Origin of the sequence: Geobacillus genomosp. 3, from assembly GCF_000445995.2 — a bacterium.
In the GTDB taxonomy this organism is placed as follows: Bacteria; Bacillota; Bacilli; order Bacillales; family Anoxybacillaceae; genus Geobacillus.
In genome coordinates, this window is record NC_022080.4 from 386,731 (window position 1) to 405,080 (window position 18,350).

General features: G+C 53.0%; 16 protein-coding genes and 1 pseudogene. 8 read left to right on the forward strand and 9 right to left on the reverse strand.

Annotation, left to right across the window (positions count from 1 at the left end):
• The first annotated feature begins 81 nt into the window (after window positions 1-81).
• From M493_RS02000 to M493_RS02010, 3 genes are all read left to right on the forward strand, one after another.
• Complete coding sequence (locus M493_RS02000) at window positions 82-1,344, forward strand: glycoside hydrolase family 18 protein (RefSeq protein WP_020958604.1); 1,263 nt, start codon at window positions 82-84, stop codon at window positions 1,342-1,344.
• Between the two features lie 318 nt (window positions 1,345-1,662).
• The gene (locus M493_RS02005; RefSeq protein WP_020958605.1) at window positions 1,663-2,349 is read left to right on the forward strand and encodes a TerC family protein; all 687 of its coding nucleotides are present in this window, start codon (window positions 1,663-1,665) and stop codon (window positions 2,347-2,349) included.
• Between the two features lie 24 nt (window positions 2,350-2,373).
• The gene (locus M493_RS02010) at window positions 2,374-3,306 is read left to right on the forward strand and encodes a D-2-hydroxyacid dehydrogenase (protein WP_020958606.1); all 933 of its coding nucleotides are present in this window, start codon (window positions 2,374-2,376) and stop codon (window positions 3,304-3,306) included.
• A 633-nt stretch (window positions 3,307-3,939) separates the two neighbouring features.
• On the opposite strand, the gene M493_RS02015 is transcribed toward M493_RS02010, so the two are convergent.
• The 3 genes and pseudogenes from M493_RS02015 to M493_RS02025 all read right to left on the reverse strand — a co-directional run.
• Window positions 3,940-4,812 carry an IS3 family transposase gene (locus M493_RS02015; RefSeq protein ID WP_020958608.1) on the reverse strand — a complete coding sequence of 291 codons (873 nt, stop codon included), beginning with the start codon at window positions 4,810-4,812 and terminating at the stop codon, window positions 3,940-3,942.
• On the reverse strand, window positions 4,809-5,135 hold the full coding sequence (locus M493_RS02020; RefSeq protein WP_020958609.1) for a transposase: 327 nt from the start codon (window positions 5,133-5,135) through the stop codon (window positions 4,809-4,811). Before M493_RS02020 ends, M493_RS02015 begins: the two co-directional genes overlap by 4 nt.
• 477 nt (window positions 5,136-5,612) lie before the next feature.
• Window positions 5,613-6,770, reverse strand: a pseudogene (locus M493_RS02025) (DDE-type integrase/transposase/recombinase); the annotation flags it as partial.
• A gap of 17 nt (window positions 6,771-6,787) precedes the next feature.
• Between M493_RS02025 and M493_RS02030 the strand changes: the two are divergent.
• Window positions 6,788-7,126 (forward strand): hypothetical protein, encoded by a 339-nt coding sequence (locus M493_RS02030; protein ID WP_020958611.1) that lies wholly within the window; start codon window positions 6,788-6,790, stop codon window positions 7,124-7,126.
• A gap of 135 nt (window positions 7,127-7,261) precedes the next feature.
• Here M493_RS02030 and M493_RS02035 read toward each other — a convergent pair whose 3' ends face one another.
• The 4 genes from M493_RS02035 to M493_RS02050 form a co-directional block, all read right to left on the reverse strand.
• The gene (locus M493_RS02035) at window positions 7,262-7,984 is read right to left on the reverse strand and encodes a LutC/YkgG family protein (protein WP_020958612.1); all 723 of its coding nucleotides are present in this window, start codon (window positions 7,982-7,984) and stop codon (window positions 7,262-7,264) included.
• Window positions 7,981-9,411: a LutB/LldF family L-lactate oxidation iron-sulfur protein gene (locus M493_RS02040; RefSeq protein WP_020958613.1), complete on the reverse strand. Its 1,431-nt coding sequence runs from the start codon at window positions 9,409-9,411 to the stop codon at window positions 7,981-7,983. Before M493_RS02040 ends, M493_RS02035 begins: the two co-directional genes overlap by 4 nt.
• 15 nt (window positions 9,412-9,426) lie before the next feature.
• Window positions 9,427-10,146 (reverse strand): (Fe-S)-binding protein, encoded by a 720-nt coding sequence (locus M493_RS02045; RefSeq protein ID WP_020958614.1) that lies wholly within the window; start codon window positions 10,144-10,146, stop codon window positions 9,427-9,429.
• A 106-nt stretch (window positions 10,147-10,252) separates the two neighbouring features.
• Complete coding sequence (locus M493_RS02050) at window positions 10,253-10,978, reverse strand: FadR/GntR family transcriptional regulator (protein ID WP_020958615.1); 726 nt, start codon at window positions 10,976-10,978, stop codon at window positions 10,253-10,255.
• Between the two features lie 306 nt (window positions 10,979-11,284).
• Here M493_RS02050 and M493_RS02055 point away from each other — a divergent pair, with 306 nt between their 5' ends.
• The 3 genes from M493_RS02055 (at window position 11,285) to M493_RS02065 (ending at window position 15,842) form a co-directional block, all read left to right on the forward strand.
• Window positions 11,285-12,961, forward strand: a complete 1,677-nt coding sequence (locus M493_RS02055) for an L-lactate permease (protein WP_020958616.1) — start codon at window positions 11,285-11,287, stop codon at window positions 12,959-12,961.
• Window positions 12,962-13,047: 86 nt separating this feature from the next.
• A complete protein-coding gene (gene glcD / locus M493_RS02060) occupies window positions 13,048-14,481 on the forward strand; it encodes a glycolate oxidase subunit GlcD (protein ID WP_420480326.1) in 1,434 nt (477 codons plus the stop codon).
• On the forward strand, window positions 14,478-15,842 hold the full coding sequence (locus M493_RS02065; RefSeq protein WP_020958618.1) for a (Fe-S)-binding protein: 1,365 nt from the start codon (window positions 14,478-14,480) through the stop codon (window positions 15,840-15,842). The genes glcD and M493_RS02065 overlap by 4 nt, the downstream gene beginning before the upstream one ends.
• 114 nt (window positions 15,843-15,956) lie before the next feature.
• On the opposite strand, the gene mreBH is transcribed toward M493_RS02065, so the two are convergent.
• Window positions 15,957-16,964 (reverse strand): rod-share determining protein MreBH, encoded by a 1,008-nt coding sequence (gene mreBH, locus M493_RS02070; RefSeq protein WP_020958619.1) that lies wholly within the window; start codon window positions 16,962-16,964, stop codon window positions 15,957-15,959.
• A gap of 226 nt (window positions 16,965-17,190) precedes the next feature.
• Between mreBH and M493_RS02075 the strand changes: the two genes are divergently transcribed.
• On the forward strand, window positions 17,191-17,574 hold the full coding sequence (locus tag M493_RS02075; RefSeq protein ID WP_256380478.1) for an EAL domain-containing protein: 384 nt from the start codon (window positions 17,191-17,193) through the stop codon (window positions 17,572-17,574).
• 212 nt (window positions 17,575-17,786) lie between these two features.
• On the opposite strand, the gene M493_RS02080 is transcribed toward M493_RS02075, so the two are convergent.
• Entirely contained in the window at window positions 17,787-18,239 is a 453-nt protein-coding gene (locus tag M493_RS02080; RefSeq protein WP_020958621.1) for a C40 family peptidase, read from the reverse strand.
• Window positions 18,240-18,350 lie beyond the last annotated feature (111 nt).

Genomic DNA, 18,350 nt, shown 5'->3' on the forward strand with positions numbered 1-18,350 from the left:
ACAATGTGCATTCATCGATTCATAACATATAGTGGTACCGGTTGGGATTCCTTTAGCCGCACGAACTACGGAGGGATGCACATGTTTAGCCATACCGTCCGGCCGGGGGATACGTTGTTTTCAATTGGCCGCCGCTACGGCTATCCGGCCGAAAATCTTCAGCTTGTGAATGGGTTGACGACGGCGAATATCGTCCCGGGGCAGGCGCTTTTGCTTCCGCTTTATACGTATACGGTGCAGCCTGGGGACACGCTGACTGCGATCGCCCGGCGGTCGTTTGTCACCGTAGAGCAGCTGCGGGCTGCCAATCCTGGAGTGAACCCAAATGCGCTGCGCCCGGGAATGACGATCACGATTCCTGATATTTCTTCCTACTTGGCGACAACGTTAGGGTATTACGTCGTCCGTGAACCGAGCGCCGATAGGGCGGTTGTCCGCGATTTTGCCCCATATTCGTCCTATATAACGCTTTTTGAGTACCATTTTGCCCCCAACGGCGATATTGTCAACGAATTGAACGATGCCGCCGCCATTGAGGAGGCGTGGCGCAATCGGGTGACGCCGCTTGCTGCCGTGACGAACTTGACAGCGGAGGGGTTCAGCCCGGCGCTTGCGGGTGCGGTGCTGAACAATCCCGAGGCGAGGGCGAATCTTGTGGAGAACATTTTTTATTTAGTATCGCAAAAAGGATATGGCGGAGTGAATATCGATTTTGAACAAATTCGCGGCGAAGACCGCGACTTGTTTACCGGCTTTTTGCGCCAGCTGCGCGACCGTCTCAAGCCGGCTGGATATGTTGTTACGATCGCTGTCCCGGCGAAAACGAGCGAGAATATCCCGTGGTTGCGAGGATACGATTACGGCGGCATTGGCGCGGTTGTCGATTATATGTTTATTATGGCGTATGACTGGCACCATTTGGCGAGTGAACCCGGCCCGGTGGCGCCAATCGGCGGGGTGAGGGCCGCAGTGCAGTTTGCTGTCGAACGTGTACCAAGACAAAAAATTTTGCTCGGTCTCCCGCTGTATGGATACGATTGGATAATCCCTTATCGTCCCGGGACACTCGCGACGGCGCGTTCGAACCAAGAGGCGATTTTGACAGCGATGCGCTACCAGACGCCTGTCCAATATTCGCTTGCGGATGAATCCCCGTTTTTTCGCTATACGGACGAGTTAGGCAACACTCATGAAGTCTGGTTTGAGGATGTTCGAAGCATGGGGGCAAAACTGACGTTAGCCCGCCAGTTTGGGCTGGCCGGTGTCGGCGCTTGGCAGCTGACGTTAGGATTTGCGCCGGGTCCGTGGTTGTTGCGAAAGTTTTTCACCATTCGCAAAGTTTGAATGCTATGGCGGCAGATCGTGCTGGCAAATGCCGCGCGTTACAAAAGTATAAAATGAATGAGACTTCGTTTTTCGGCGCATTCCGCCGGGGCAAGGAAGCAACCGTCAAGGAAGATGGTTTGCTTCCTTCACTTTTTTAGCGAAGTCCCGAAAGGATGACGAAGGTCGGGGGATATGGGAAAATCGGCGCCTCTTTGCCAACTAAACGAAATGGATGCGGCGAAATCCGTCATTTTTCGCCATCCTCCTAAAGTTGTCCCCCATTCGGATTTGCGGTAAGATGAGAAAGAGAGAAAAAAGGGGAAAGGGTGGCTGCTGTTGACGATTTCGGCCGCGGCGCTGTTGGCGCTATGGAAAATTATTGCGATTGATATCATTTTGTCGGGGGATAATGCGGTTGTCATCGCGATGGCGACGCGGCGGCTGCCAAAAGACCAGCAAAACAAGGCGATTTTTTGGGGAACGGCCGGGGCAGTGTTGTTGCGCATTTTGTTTGCGGCTGTGATTGTTTTTTTGCTCAACATTCCGTTCGTTCACTTCGCCGGAGGGCTGCTGCTTGTGTGGATCGCCTATAAAGTGCTCGTTGACCGGGAGGAGGAGGCCCATGTCCAAGCGGCAGACCGGTTGTTGAAAGCCATCATGACGATTGTTGTCGCCGATGCGGTCATGAGCTTGGACAATGTCGTTGCTGTCGCCGGTGCGGCCGAAGGGCATCTTGGCATGTTGGCGCTTGGGGTCGCCATCAGCATCCCGATCATGATTTTCGGTTCCAAAGCGATCGTGCGCGTCATGGAGAAACACCGTTGGATCGCGTATGTCGGCTCGGGCATTTTGGCGTGGACGGCCGGGAAGATGATCGCAGGGGATGAAGGGGTGCTTCATTGGCTTCATCTTTCTTACGGCCCGTTCGTTTATGTGGTTGCCGCCGGCGTGACAATCGTGGTATTGGCGGCCGGCTATATCACGAATAAAAGAGCTGAGCGTGAGGAAGGTACATTGATTTGAACGGTTGAGGGGTGGTTTGACGTCATGGACATCCGACGCATTCTTGTGACAGGAAGGCTTTATGCCGAGCTTGCCGCCCTTCTCCCGGACAAGCGGCCCGATAAGGCGTTTCGCTTTGTTGCGGAAGAAGAATTGACGGACAATGATTTCGCCTGGGCGGATGCGTACGTCGGCTTCCGGCCGGCCGGGCCGTTTTCGCTTGCCTCGCTCCGCTGGGTGCATTCCCTCGGCGCGGGCGTTGACGCGTTTTTGTGGAAGCGGGAATGGAAGAAGGACGTGCTGTTGACGCGGACGGTCGGTTCGTTCGGCGAGCAGATCGCCGAATATTGCTTGAGCTATTTGCTGCGCGACGTTCAGTGCCATGACGTGTATGCATGGTATCAAGAGCAGCGGCAATGGAAGCCAATCGCTCCGAAGCGGCTTGGCGAACAGCGGGTTGTCATTTACGGGACAGGCGAAATCGGCCGGCGCATTGCGGAAACGCTTCGGCTGTTTGGGGTTTCCCCGGTCGGCGTATCGCGAAGCGGCCGGACGTCGCCGCCGTTTTCGGCCGTTTATCGCCCTGAAGAGGCGGGGGAAGCGCTTGCCCGCGCCGATTGGGTGATCGCGGCTCTTCCGCTCACCGAGGAAACATATCATCTCTTTGACGAGACGTTTTTTGCCTGTCTGCACAACGCCGGCTTTATCAACGTCGGCCGCGGTGCGACGGTCGAGGAGACGGCGCTTGTCGGCGCGCTCGAAAATCGAAACGTCCGCCTCGCGGTGCTTGATGTGTTTGAAGAAGAGCCGCTTCCGCCGCACTCGCCGCTATGGACTCATCCAAACGCCATCATCACCCCGCATATCGCGGCGCTCACATCGCCAGAGGACGCCGCCCGCAGCATGCTGGACACGCTCCGCTGCATCGAAGCCGGCGAACCGCTTGCCAATGCGGTCGATGTGAGCCGGCAATATTGAAGGAAAAAGGTGTCTCAGAAACAATGGGACGCCTTTTTTCTATGGCATCATTGTGAAAGGAAGAAGGAATGTTAGAAATCCTGTTGAAATTCACAGAAAAAGCCATCTGAAAGCCCACGGTTTCAATCGAGGGATGAACGACGGCGTTGCTCGGCAATCCCTTAAGAGGATAGCTTCGAGCCGCCATTTTTCTCTTTAGTGTGGAATCTCAAAAGAAAAGGGGGCGAAGCCATGCCCACGATCACACTCAGGCTGGAGCGGCACAACCTAACGAAAGTTGCCAAATTTGTTCATGCAATAAAGACATTGCAAAAAAACATCACGCGAGCCAGCGAAGTGTAGGGTGACATCTACCGCACGTTCCTAAAATCTGTATGTATCTTCGAGGGTGGAAGCCGTGGAAAAAGCAAAACAATTAGGGTTCATTCCAAAGTTTCATATGTTGCGAACGCCTTCATCGGATTGAACATATCCCTGTCAAGTAGACAGTGTGAAAAATACCCACCTTCTTCAGCTGCTTGTTAGGATAGTGGAATGAGGAAACGTTGTCAAGGAAAGCACTTGACAACGTCTCCTTCATTCCACTTCATCGTTGGCAAGCTGAAGAAGGAGACATTCTCAGCCGTTCGTCTGCTAGGCTGCTTGGGCAATTCGGTATTCCACTGGGCTGAGGTAGTCTAGTTTTTTCTGGCACCGTTCGTAATTATAAAAATACATGTACTGATCGATCGCCTCGATCATTTCCTCTTCCGTTTCAAAGGTGGGAAGGTCCATCATTTCCGATTTCAAATGTCCGAAAAAATTTTCCATGCAGGCATTGTCTAAACAGTTCCCTCTTCTGGACATACTAGGAATGATATGATGAGCCTTCAGCAGTTGATGGTACTGGCGGGATGTGTACTGGGAGCCTTGATCGCTATGGAGAAGGACTCCTCGCGCATCCCGTTTTTTGATGGCATCCTTGACCGTTTCGATTACCAATTTTAAGTCATTCGAACGACTGATGCGATACGCAATGATTTCATTGTTGTACAAATCTTTAATAACAGACAGATACAAATAGGTTCCTTGAAATGGCACATAGGTAATATCCGTCACCCATTTTTGGTTGGCTGCAGTGGCCACAAAATCACGGTTTAACACGTTCGACGCTACGATATTCTCCTTTCCCGCTTTATACTTCGGCTTTTTTCGACGGATTTTGTCCTGAACCCCCAACTCTTTCATCAGTCGGTATACTCGCTTATGATTCACGGTCTTCCCATCATTTCGTTTTATCCATGCCTTCACGCGGTAGTATCCATAGATCCCGTTGACCTTTTGATGGCATTCGAGGATCATTTGTTTGATTTGTTCATTTTCCTTTTGCTTCTCTGTGACGATTCCCTGCCGGTTTACCCATCGATAGTATCCACTTCTTGACACACCGGCCAGTTGACATAGCCAGGCAATCGGATAGGTGTTGGATAACTCCTGAATGATCGAGAACCGCTCTTTCGGTTTCACCTCCTTGCCAGCTCTCGTAACTTTTTTAAATAATCATTCTCTGCTTTCAGTCTTCGATTCTCTTCCTCTAAACTGCACTCTTTTTTTCGAGGCCTTCCCTTGAATGGAGACCTGGATGTCCCGCGCCGTTCTTCGAGCCCTTTTCGACCATGTTCATGGTAACGTTTTACCCAAAGTCTGATCGTTTTCGTGCAGGGAATCCCTAACTCTTGGCATATCCGCTTATATCCCCATCCTTCCTCGATGTACATCTGGACAGCCCTCCATTTAAACTCCACGGAATAAGTGGTCTTCCCTTTCGGTGTTTGCTTGGTCTCGAACATAAACAAATCCCTCCAGTGTTTTTACTGACAGTATGGGCATTTTCCCAACTGTCTACACTAGAGGGATAATATCAGATCGGTGAGGGCGTTTTCTTTTTGAAGTCCGCCATTTCGTGTCGGTATCCGACAAAAAAATGGCGGGGTTCCGACACAAGTTGGCGGTGAAAGAGAGAGAAAATGGAGGTATAATGAGGTTGAATAGGAAAATATTTGGGTAGCGTCAAAAGTTTGATGAAAACTCCACACAGGCCATCCCATGGAGCATCGCGAGGCATCCTGGGAGCCGGATTCGCCCTTGACCAACACCCGCCAAAGGTGAGAAAGAGTCGTCAAGGGCGACGGGGACAAAAAAGAGGGCATAGGAAAGCCGCCCTTGCCATGACCGAATTTTACCTTTGGCGGTGTTCGGTTGGTCAAGGGTTCGCTTCGCCGAATCCGGCAGGAGTTCTGTTCAACGGGCTCCGGAGGACAAAAAAGTCAGGCCGCCTCTTGTAGGAGAAACGCTTGGGCCATGGCGATCAGCTTCGTCCACCGGGCCGGCATATGCGGCAGATCGGCGAGCTCCGGGATGACGACGGGAACCCGGCCTTCGAGCGCGCCATGCGGGCGCAGGAAGTTGAAATACGCCACAAACAGCGTGACAAAGGACACCGAGCCTTCTTCCGCACCGAACCCATGAGTCGGCCGATAGTTGCCTTTAAACGTCCGGTTGAATCGCTCGATGATCTGCTTGAGAGGGCGAAACTCTTCCGAGACCGGATCTTCGTTGGTCAGCCCGATCACCTGGCGGACGTCAAACGGAATCCCGTGCTGGGCAAAGAAGTGCTGCGCCAGCAGGTAAATGGGATTGCCGTCGACGACGAACGACAAATCGTCCGGGATGGACGGCAGTTTTCGCAGGACGTCATCACAGGCCCGGATGGCCGAGAGCGTGTCCCGGTTGGGGGAGACGCGATACGACAGCACGATCTTTTTGACGGCGTCAAACATAAAGAACAGGTAATGCCAGCGCCCTTTCACGCGAATATACGTCTCGTCCCCACAGAACGAGCCGGACAGCTCGTACGGGAACCGGTCGACAAAGGGCTTCATCAAGAGCGCGACGCTGTTGGCATAGTTGAGCACCGTCTGATGGGAGATCGACACGCCATGCACATCCTTCATGATTCCGGCTGTCTGTCTGGAGGACATCCCATAGTTAACGTAGTACGTCAACACCAGCCCCAACACGTGCGGCGACGCAGCCAGCCGGGACCAATCGACTTTCGGCTTGACGGGCGATGATGGAGCCACCGGGAGAAAGTCAAACCAAAACTCTCGAACCAAATACCGCACCTTGAAGGCTTGAGGATCCTGTTGAAACTGTTGGCGCTCCTTCTTCGTCATCCGTCGAAGGTTGGCCTGGTAAAACGGGCAGTCGTTGTTCTTGCACTTGTAGATGTTGTATTCTTTGCGTTCCTTGATTTTCTCCAGCGTCTTTTTGCAGTGCGGGCAGCGAAAGACCGCTTGCTTTTTGAACCGATTTCGGTGGTTGAACCGGCATTGGCACACTTTGCATTGGTACTGCCCTTTTCCGCCGTTGTTGGCGTACAGGTAGGATGACGGCGCCTGGCAACGGGGACACGTCAACGAATCCTATGGGAGGGGATGAAGTGCGTATAGGCATCCCGCTAGTTTTGCTCCTTGTCATGATTTTCTTTTCAGGGTGTCAGCAACAACAGACGGTCCCAGGGTATGACGATATTCCCCTGCACCCAAAGGCGAGTGACATTCGTTCGGTGGATGAGCGGGTGGAGTTTGTTGTTGCGTCTTCTTCCGCGGAGGAAGTGGCTGACTACTATCTTGAGAAATTGAAGAAACGTCAATGGACTCAAGTTGACAGGTGGGGGTCAGCTTTCGTGTATGAGAAAAAGGGGAGGGAAATTTTGCTAGTTGTTGCGGATGTGAAAAATTATACGAAAGTATCCGTCAGTCCGTTCCACCGGAATTGATCAAGACGTCAAACTGTTGGACCGCTTTCGCCGCATCGAAGCCGGCGAACCGCTTGCCAATGCGGTCGATGTGAGCCGGCAATATTGACGAAAAACGGTGCCCTATGATCGAGAAGGGACACCGTTTCGTTTTGGTCAGCGGTCGGTGACGATGATATACGCCGCTTTCATTGGCCCGTGGACGCCGACGACTAAGTTCATTTCAATGTCGGCCGAGTTGCTCGGGCCGGTGATGAAGTTGATGCACGATGGGACGAGGCCGCCTTTTTCAATTTGCTCATGAATGGCCGCCGCCGCTTGCGTCATGCGCGGCACAACCGTGCTTTTCGGGACGATGGCGATATACGTTTTCGGCAAAAAGTGAATGGCCCGGCCTTGTTCATTGCGCGAAAACAAAACGACTGTCCCTGATTCCGCCAGCGTGATGTCGCTGAAGGCGATGCCGACGTTCGCCTGCTCGGCGGCGTCAATGTTTTGGCGGCCGAGCGCCGGATTCCACGTATGGACGGCGGTTTGCTCGGCGGGCCATTCGTCTTGAAGCAGAGCGGACAGCCCGTACTCGGCAAAGCGCGGATCGTCCGGCACGATGACCGGACCGCCGCCGTAGGCGGCCACTTGCCGCTTCAGCGCGCCGGCAAGTTCGGCGCTTGTCGTTTCGATGTAATCGGTATGGATCAATCCGCATTGTTTTTGCAGCACTTTTAACAAGTCGTCTTGGCTATAGCCGGCAAGCACCGTCCATTGCGGCGCATAATCCCATTGCGGCCGGGAGACGCCGGACAGGCGCGGGTTTCTCCCAAGGCGCTGGGCGATGTTTTGCAAAAAGGCGTCACGGTTTTGAATCGTGCCACGCGTCATGACTGCTTCCCTCCTCCTTGGCGGCTGTCAAACCAGTCGCGGAACCGCTCTTTGCTCGGCGCCGGAAATTCGCGGCTTTCCGTCCACGCTTTCAGCGGCCCGGGGCCTTTCGTGACGCGCCCGTCCTCCACAAACGGGGCGAAGGCGCTCGGTGCGAATTTCGTGCCGAAGCGGTACAGCGACGATGAGGCCGTTCCGAGACGAAATGCCTTCATTGCCAGCTTTTCCGCGACCGGCGCTTTTCCTTCCCGCTCGACGATGATTTGGCGATGCTTGATGAGCAGCTCGTGAAGCGGGATTTTCACCGGACACGCTTCCGTACAGGCGGCGCACAGCGAGGAGGCGTACGGGAGCTCCTTGTAGTCGTCATAACCGCCTAACAGCGGTGACAACACCGCGCCGATCGGGCCGGAGTAAATCGAACCGTACGAATGGCCGCCAATGTGGCGGTAGACCGGACAGACGTTGACACAGGCGGCGCAGCGGATGCACTGCAGCACTGGTTGAAACTCGGTGCCTAAAATCGAGGAGCGCCCGTTGTCCACGATGACGAGATGGAATTCTTCCGGACCGTCGGCGTCGCCTTCATCGTGCGGACCGGTGAGAACGGTGATGTAGCTCGTCAGTTTTTGGCCGACAGCGCTTCGTGTGAGCATGCTCACAAGCACTTCCATCTCCGCAAACGTCGGGACGATTCGCTCCATCCCCATGACGGTAATTTGCGTTTTCGGCAGTGCGGTCACCAAATCAGCGTTGCCCTCGTTTGTGACGAGCGTGATCGATCCCGATTCGGCGATGGCGAAGTTGCACCCGGTGATGCCGATGTCGGCGGTCAAATAGTCGCGCCGCAGCATTTCACGGGCGTGGCGCGCAAGCTCAACGGGATCGGACGATTTCGTATAGCCGAGCTTCCGTTGGAAGACATCGCGGATTTGCTCTTTGTTTTTATGGAGCGCCGGACCGACGATATGCGACGGCGGATCGTGGTCGTCGATTTGCAAAATGTATTCGCCGAGGTCGGTTTCGACCACTTGGCAGCCGATGGCTTCCAGAACCGGGTTTAAGTTGATTTCTTCTGTCACCATTGATTTTGATTTCACAATTTTTTTGGCTTGTTTGTCCAAGGCGACGCGGCGGATGTAGTCGTTCGCTTCTTCGGCCGTTTGGGCGAAAAAGACGTGGCCGCCCCGTTTGGCAACGTTTTCACTGAGCTGCATTAAATAAAAGTCCAAGTTTTCGAGCGTATGCTTGCGGATTTGTTCAGCGAGCGAACGCCACTCTTCCCAATGGCCGAGCTCTTCGATGACGCCAAGCCGCCGCACATAGCCGCGGTCTTGCATGCCGGCGACTGCCCCGCGCATGAAATCGTTGTGCAAGTTTTCTTCGACCCGCTTCCAAAACGGACCGTTTTCAATTTTCATCGGCATGTCTGTTTCCCTCCCTTACTTCCGCTGATTCAGCACTTCGGCGATATGCATGACGCGAATCGGTTTGCCGAGGCGCTCGATGCGTCCGCCGATGTTCATTAAACAGCCGCAGTCCGCGCCGATCAAATAGTCGGCTTCGACTTCCTCGATATGTTCGATTTTTTCATCGACCATCTGTTCAGAGATCGGCCCCATTTTGACGGAAAACGTGCCGCCAAATCCGCAGCATTGATGGGCGTTCGGCAACGGAACGAGCTCAAGCCCTTTGACATTTTTCAATAGGCGAAACGGCGCTTCTTTGACGCCAAGAAGGCGGGTCATGTGACACGACGTATGGTACGTCGCTCGTCCATGAAGCGAGGCGCCGACATCTTCGACTTTCAGGACATCAACGAGAAATTGCGTCAATTCGTACGTTTTCGACGCGAGCCGCTTCGCCTCATCTTCCCACTCCGGATCGCCGCGGAAAATATGCGGATATTCTTTCAGCATCGCCGCGCACGAGCCGGATGGGGTGACGACGTAATCAGCGTGGGCGAACGCACGAATCATCTGTTTCATGGCTTCTTTCGCCTCTTTGACGTAACCGCTGTTATATGCCGGCTGGCCGCAGCACGTTTGCGCTTCTGGAAAATCAATCTCGCAGCCGAGCCGCTCGAGCAGTTCGACGGTCGCTTTGCCGGCGTTCGTGTAAAAGAGATCGATGAGGCACGTGACAAACAATGATACTTTCACTTCTTCTCCCTCCTGCTTGCGGATTGGATGAGCGGGTCATCTGATGACTATATGTCTATTATAAACGATTTTTTCAGATTCGCAGCCTTTTTTTGAAAAAAAGCACTCAGTCGGGCTGCTGAGTGCGAATATAGCGGCGCAGTACGTTTTCGACGTTTGTCAAATGGTCGAGCATGCGCGCCCGAGCGGCGTCGGGATTTTGTTCGCGAATGGCTTCAAAAATGGCCCGGTGTTCCGCAAGCAGTTTTTCGGTCGTCGTCTGTTTGGAAAACAGCCAAATGCGGCGCGTTTCCCGCATCGTTTCGACGATCATGCCGGAGACGCTGTTCATGATGCTTGTGAGCATCGGATTTTGCGACGCTTCGGCGATGGCCATATGAAACGCCAAGTCGGCTTTCTCGCCAAGCTCATCGCTGCCAATGCCTTCTTTCATTTGCTGAAGCGCAGCCGCCATCGCTTCGAGATCGTGGTCCGTCCGTTTGGCGGCGGCGAGCGAGGCGGCGCCTGCTTCGAGCAGTTTGCGTACTTCAAGCAAGTGCCAAATATCTTCTTTGTTCATTAAGACGGCGATCGACAGCGGAAACGTCATCATCGTCGGGTCGAACTCACGCACGTACGTTCCTTCGCCTTGCTTCAATTCGATCAGTCCCATCGCTTTTAACGCGGTCAGCGCTTCGCGGATGGCGGCCCGTCCGACTTGAAACTGCTCAGCGAGCTGTTGGACGGAATCGAGTTTATCGCCAGGCTTTAGCTCACCGTTTTTAATCATGTCAAAAATCGCTTCAGCCACTTCTTCATAAATTTTTTTTGTTTTAATCCGTTTAAACGCCAATGGATCCACCTCAATACGATAAAGTAGATTCCCGATTATAGGGAGGAAATATCCTGCACTGTTTATTATGATACAGCATCATGGGAAGAGACAAGCGCTTTTTGTCACTTGAGCGGAGATGCAGCGAATGAAAAGTTCAAAAAAATTAAAAAACGCCTATTGTCTTTTGAAGAAAACGGTTTTATAATTTGAGACAGGCGGCGTTTCTTATCTGATCATCTGATGACTGGAAGAGCGGAACAGAAGGATAAGCGAACGAGCTAGTTGCAAACGCCGAAACCAGGCCAAAGGGGAGGGGAAAACTGTATGCAGTGGAAGCAGGATTTTACGCCGATCGCCGACCAGCTATGGCTATCGGCCATTGTTGCACTCATTCCGATTTTGTATTTCTTTTGGGCGTTGGCAGTCAAGCGGATGAAAGGGCATGTCGCCGGATTGACGACGTTGCTTATTGCCGTTGTGTTGGCTGTAATCGCTTACAGAATGCCGGCCGGAAAGGCAGTCATGTCGGTGACGCAAGGGGCGGTGTACGGGCTGCTCCCGATCGGCTGGATCATCATCACCTCTGTCTTTTTATATAAGCTGACAGTGAAAACCGGGCATTTTGACATCATCCGCAACTCGGTCGTTTCCCTCACCGAGGACCGCCGTCTGCAGGCGCTGCTGATTGCCTTTTCGTTCGGCGCCTTTTTGGAAGGGGCAGCCGGGTTTGGCGCGCCGGTGGCGATTTCAGCGGCGCTTCTCGCCGGATTGGGGTTTAACCCGCTGTACGCCGCGGGCATTTGTTTAATTGCCAACACGGCCCCAGTTGCGTTCGGAGCGGTCGGGATTCCGATCATCTCGATGGAAGGGCCGACCGGTGTGCCGGCGATGGAAATTTCGAAAATGGTCGGGCGGCAGCTGCCGTTTTTATCGGTGTTCATTCCGTTCTACCTTGTGTTGATTATGGCGGGATGGAAAAGGACAATGGAAGTGTTGCCGGCTGTTATTGTCTCTGGCGTTTCGTTTGCGCTGACGCAATACTTGTCGTCGAACTTTTTAGGACCGGAGCTTCCGGACATTTTGTCCTCACTCGTTTCGATCGTCGCGTTGGCTGTCTTTTTGAAATATTGGAAGCCGAAAAGCACGTTCCGTTTTGCGTCGGAGTCGGAAGTGGCGGCCGCTGATCAAGCTGCTCGTGCCACGCATCGTGGCGGGGAAGTGTTCCGCGCTTGGTCGCCGTTTCTTGTGCTGACGGCGTTGATCTCGCTTTGGGGCATCCCGCAAGTGAAAGCGGCGCTCACCGGCCATTATGAAGGGACAAACAGCTTGTTGAAGTTGGTAAATGCCATTGGTGCTCATTTGACATTCGCGCCGCCGGTGCCGGGGCTCAATAACCAAATTTTGAATGCGAGCGGCCAACCGATCGCCGCCGTCTATAAGCTTGAACTGCTTGGTGCGGCTGGGACGGCCATTTTGCTGGCGGCCGTATTGACAAAGTTTATTATCGGCATTTCATGGAAAGAGTGGGGCCGCACATTTGTGGAAACGCTTAACGAGCTGAAATATCCGATTGCGACGATCGCTTCGGTTGTCGGCTTTGCCTACATTGCCAACTCGTCGGGGATGAGCACGACGCTTGGGATGGCGTTGGCGAAAACGGGGGCGTTTTTCCCGTTCTTCTCGCCGTTCTTAGGTTGGCTCGGTGTATTTATCACCGGTTCGGATACGTCGTCGAACTTATTGTTTGGCAACTTGCAAAAAGTGACGGCGACATCGATCGGCATGGATCCGGTGTTGGCGTTGGCGGCCAACTCATCAGGCGGCGTCGTCGGGAAAATGATTTCGCCGCAGTCGATTGCGGTCGCCTGCGCGGCGGTCGGCTTGACCGGCAAGGAATCCGACTTGTTCCGCTTCACGGTGAAACATAGTTTGTTCTTAATCATTTTGATTGGCATTCTCGTTTATTTGCAATCAACGGTATTGTCGTGGATGATTCCATAGCGGCAACGGAGGAGGGGATGAGGCTTGGCTTTGATGGAAACAGGCGCCAAGTCCGCCCCTTTTTCCGCTGTCGATGAATGCAAACGATGGGGGAAAGGGTGGGACCATTGATTCCAAACGAGGCGAAAAAACGGTTGATTCAAGTCGTAGGAGCTGAAAACTATGATGACACGAAAGCGGGGCGGCTCGTCTATTCGTACGACGCAACGCCGCAGTTTCAGTCGCTCCCCGATGCGGTCATTGCGCCGCGGAATACGAAAGAGGTCGCGGAAATCGCGAAAATTTGCAACGAGTATCGCATCCCGATCGTGCCGCGCGGGTCAGGAACGAACCTTTGCGCCGGTACGTGTCCGGTTGAAGGTGGAATCGTTCTCCTGTTTAACCATATGAATCGCATTTTGGAAATTGATGAAGAAAACTTAACCGCTACCGTTCAGCCGGGGGTGGTGACGCTTGATTTGGCGAAAGCCGTTGAAGAAAAAGGATTGTTTTATCCGCCGGACCCGGGATCGATGAAAATTTCAACGATTGGCGGCAACATTAGCGAAAACTCAGGCGGCTTGCGCGGCCTGAAATACGGGGTGACACGTGACTATGTGCTCGGGTTGGAAGTCGTCTTGGCGAACGGCGATGTCGTCCGCACCGGCGGCAAGCTGGCAAAGGATGTAGCTGGTTATGATTTAACCCGCCTGTTTGTCGGATCGGAAGGAACGCTTGGCATTGTCACCGAAGCGACGCTCAAGCTCATCCCGATGCCGGAGACAAAGCAAACGATGCTCGCCCTTTATCAAGATTTGGAGGCGGCCGCCCGTTCAGTGTCGAAAATCATCGCCAACAAAATCATTCCGGCGACGCTCGAGTTTTTGGACCAGCCGACATTGGAAGTGGTCGAAGATTTTGCCCGCATCGGCTTGCCGACCAATGTCAAGGCCGTGTTGCTGATTGAGCAGGATGGGCCGAAGGAAGTGGTAGAGCGCGATATGAAAAAGATGGCCGATATTTGCCGGGCCGAGCAGGCGGTGTCCGTTCAACTCGCCGGCTCGGAGGAAGAAGCGGAGGCGCTGCGGACGGCGCGGCGGGCGGCGCTGTCGGCGTTGGCGCGCTTAAAGCCGACGACGATTTTAGAGGACGCAACCGTGCCGCGCTCAGAAATCGCCAAAATGGTCAAAGCGATCAACGAAATTGCCGAGAAGTATCAACTGAAGATCTGTACGTTCGGCCATGCCGGCGATGGCAATTTGCATCCGACCTGTCCGACTGACGCCCGCAACCGTGAAGAAATGGAGCGGGTGGAACGAGCGTTTGAAGAAATTTTCGCCAAGGCGATTGAATTGGGTGGCACGATTACCGGTGAGCATGGTGTCGGGGTGATGAAAGCGCCATATTTGGAATGGAAGCTCGGCCCGGCCGGCATTGCTGCCATGAAAGCAGTCAAGCAGGCGCTCGATCCGAATAATATTATGAATCCGGGCAAAGTGTTCGCCAAAAGCACAAGAAAACGGGTGGTGGTGACACGATGACAACGAAGACAGAACAAGCGCTCATTCAAAAAGCGTTTCAAGAACGGATGGACGAGGATGAACTGTTGAACTGTATGCGCTGTGGATTTTGCCTGCCATCATGCCCGACGTACATCGAATCGGGGCAGCAAGAAGCCCAGTCGCCGCGCGGACGGATTGCCTTAATGAAGGCGGTCGTCGATGGGTTGATTGAGCCGGATGAGGACGTTGAACGGACGCTTAGCCTATGTTTAGGCTGCCGGGCATGCGAGTCGGTCTGTCCGTCCGGGGTCCGCTACGGCCATCTGTTGGAAGAGGCGCGCGACATTATCGCCCAGCATAAAAAAATGCCGCTTCCGGTTCGCCTGATCCGGAAGTTCGTGTTTGCCGGGTTGTTTCCGCATCAAGAGCGGATGCGGAAGGCGACGGCGCTTCTCGGTTGGTATCAGCGTTCCGGGTTGCAGACGCTTGTGCGAAAAACCGGGCTGCTTCGCCTGCTTCCGGCCTCGTTCCGGCAAATGGAGCGCGTGTTGCCGGACGTGCCGACCGCAAAAGAGATGAAAAACCGGCCGCATCGCCTTACCCCGGACGGTGCGGTGAAAAAACGAGTCGCCTTTTTCGCCGGTTGCTTGATGGATACGATGTTTCTGGCAACAAACGATGCGACGCTGCGTCTGCTGCAGCTCGCCGGCTGCGAAGTCATCATTCCGCCGTCCCAAGGGTGCTGCGGAGCGTTGCATGGGCATGGCGGGGAGAAGGAGATGGCGAAAGAGCTGGCAAAGCGAAACATTGCCGCTTTTGAGCAGCTCGACGTCGACTACATTGTGACGAACGCCGGCGGCTGTGGAGCGTTTTTGCTGGAATATGACCATTTGCTAAAGGACGACCCGCAATGGCGCGAACGGGCGGCGGTGTTTACTGCGAAGATCAAAGACATCTCAGAAGTGCTTGTCGAGCTCGGATTTCATCAACTACCGCTTCGTGTGGCGCCGCAAACGGTCACATACCAAGATTCATGCCACTTGCGCAACGTGATGAAAACAGCGACGGCCCCACGCCGTCTGTTGCAGGCAATCGAAGGGGTTGATTTTCGCGAGATGCAAGATGCTGATCGCTGTTGCGGATCGGCCGGCATTTACAACCTTATGGAACCGGAGATGTCAATGCAAATTTTAGACCACAAAATGGACATGGCGAAACAAACGAAAGCGACGACGATCGTGACGGCGAACCCAGGCTGCTTGCTGCAAATGAAGCTCGGCATCGAACGGGAGGGATTGGCGGAAAACGTTCGTGCTGTCCATATTGTGGACTTTCTGCTTGAGGCCGCTGAGGGAGCACAAGCGGAAAAGGAAGGTACACATCTTCGACAAACATCATAACATGAAAAATCCCCGCATCGCCGCGGGGGTTTTTCATTACGAACGGTGGAATGTCTATTCATCTTGTATGGGCGCCCGCCTGTTTTTCATCGATGGCTGGAAGAAATCGGATGGCTATAGCACCGCGCCGAGCCGTTTTGGTATCGCCCGCAACGCTTTTCCGGTGCCGATGGCGACTGCTTCAGCCGGATTGGGCGCGACATGCACCGGCACGTGCAGTTCCGTGCTCAGCCATTGCTCAATGCCATGCAACAAGGCACCTCCCCCGGTGAGTACCACACCGCGGTCAATAATGTCACCGCTCAGTTCGGCTGGACATTCCTCAAGAACAGCGCGAATGGCTTCGGCGATTTGCCAAAGCGACTCTTTGATGGCGGTTTGCACTTCGGCTGGATCCAAGGACACCGCTTTGAGGAAGCCGGTGACAAAATCGCGGCCATGGATCGTTACCGGCTGCTCCACAGCAGTTCCTGGGGCGCTGCCGATTTCGATTTTGACGTGCTCGGCTGTCTGTTCCCCAATTAACATATTGTAGCGCTGGCGGACGTATTGCATAATATCTTCGTCAAGCCGATTGCCGCCGATGCGAAGCGACCGGCAGGCGACGACGCCGCCAAACGAGATGATTGCTGCTTCCGTTTTGCCGGCTCCTAAATGGACGACGACATTCGCGACCGGTTCACCGACCGGCAAATCTGCACCGATAGCGGCCGCGACGGGTTCCTCAATAAAATGAATATGCTTCGCCCCACAATGTTTGGCGATTTCGTAAAAAGAGCGGCGCTCGACGGAGGTGGCGTGGAACGGGACACTCATGATGACGTCTGGCTTTTTGAGAGCGAGGCCGAGCTGTTTGCCCGACTGTTTGAAGACTTGTTGCAACAGCGCCTTGGCACGGTCAAAATCAGCGATGACGCCGTTTTGCAGCGGATACGTCACTTCAACATGGGGTGGAGTTTTGCCAATCATTTCTTTCGCCTTTTGGCCGATTGCCATAAGCTTGTCCGCCTGGCGATTATAGGCGACCGCCGCCGGTTCGTCAAAAAGAAGCCCTTTCGTCTGGCTAAACAGCCTGACATTCATCGTCCCTAAATCGACGCCCAGCTCTGAGGAAGCGAACAACGAAAACACCTGCCTTTGTCAAAAATCGATGAACGGACAACCAATCATCATCTATACCATTCGACAAATATCGTCTATTTATGTCTGTCATGTTAGAAAGCAGGTGATGTAGCGAAAAACATGCTTTATGACATTGTTTCGTAAATTGAAAAACCTTATTGCATCGTTTTTTCATTTTGTGCCGTCCCACGCTAGCTAGAGGCGGCCGTCTTTTTTTACTGAAACCATCGCGTTGAGTGATGATGAACAAGTAATGGAGTCGATTCAAGCGCTCAAACGGCTCGGGTTTCGAATTGCTATTGATGATTTTGGCAGCGGGTATTCTTCGATCGGTTATTTGCGAAAAATTCCGATTGATACGCTAAAAATTGATAAATCGTTGGTTGTGGACATTATGGAAGATGAAAAAACGGCTCTCTTGACAGTAGCGATCATTTATATTGCCCACCATTTAGGGATGCGAACCGTTGCGGAAGGGATTGAAACAAAGGGACATTTCGATTTTTTAGAAAAATACTGTTGCGATCGGGTGCAAGGCTACTTCATCAGCCGGCCGATGCCGTTGGATGAACTTATTTCATTTATCAGGGCGGACGCAAACAGAAATTAGAACAGTGGACGAAAAAATTTTTTTGTTTTCGTGTATAAAAAACGAGAAAGTGGAAATGAATAATAGCGTAACGTTTTCCAAGTATTCCCCCGATCCCCTATGAATATATAATTGGGCTCTCCGGTTTCGGAGGGCCGCTTTTTTTTTGCATAACAAAAACTCCCTGCCTATTAAGCGCGCTTCATATGACAGAGAGCTTTTGCGGTGGGACGCTACAGACGCTTGGCCCCGACATATTTTGTTTTCCAATAACTGCTGTTTAAGCTGTCGATTTTGACACCGCGGGAAACGGCATGAATGACTTTATTGTTTCCAATATAGATGGCAACATGGGAGACGCCTTTTGTCCGCTTGGAAGTGTCAAAGAACACTAAATCTCCTGGTTGCAACTTTGACTTATGTACGTATTTCCCTTTTTTGTACATTTCTTTGGAAGAGCGCGGCAGCGTGACACCGACTTTTTGATGGGTGTAGTAAACAAATCCCGAGCAGTCAAATCCTTTTGGCGTTTTGCCACCATACCGATACGGGGTGCCGACCAGTTTTTTTGCCTCAGCGATCAGCCTTGTCTTGTTGGCGGCTGCATCAGAACTGGAAGTGCTTACAAAAAAGGAGGAAAAAAGAACGATGAATGATACGGAAACAAGTGTGAGCCATTTTTTCATTTTCCCGAACCCCCGACAAAATCTTTTTCCATTCGACGTTGTTTGATTACAGTATAACAGAGGAAAATGGTCTTGTTTTTTACAGTTGAATTAAATAATGTTACAGCACAG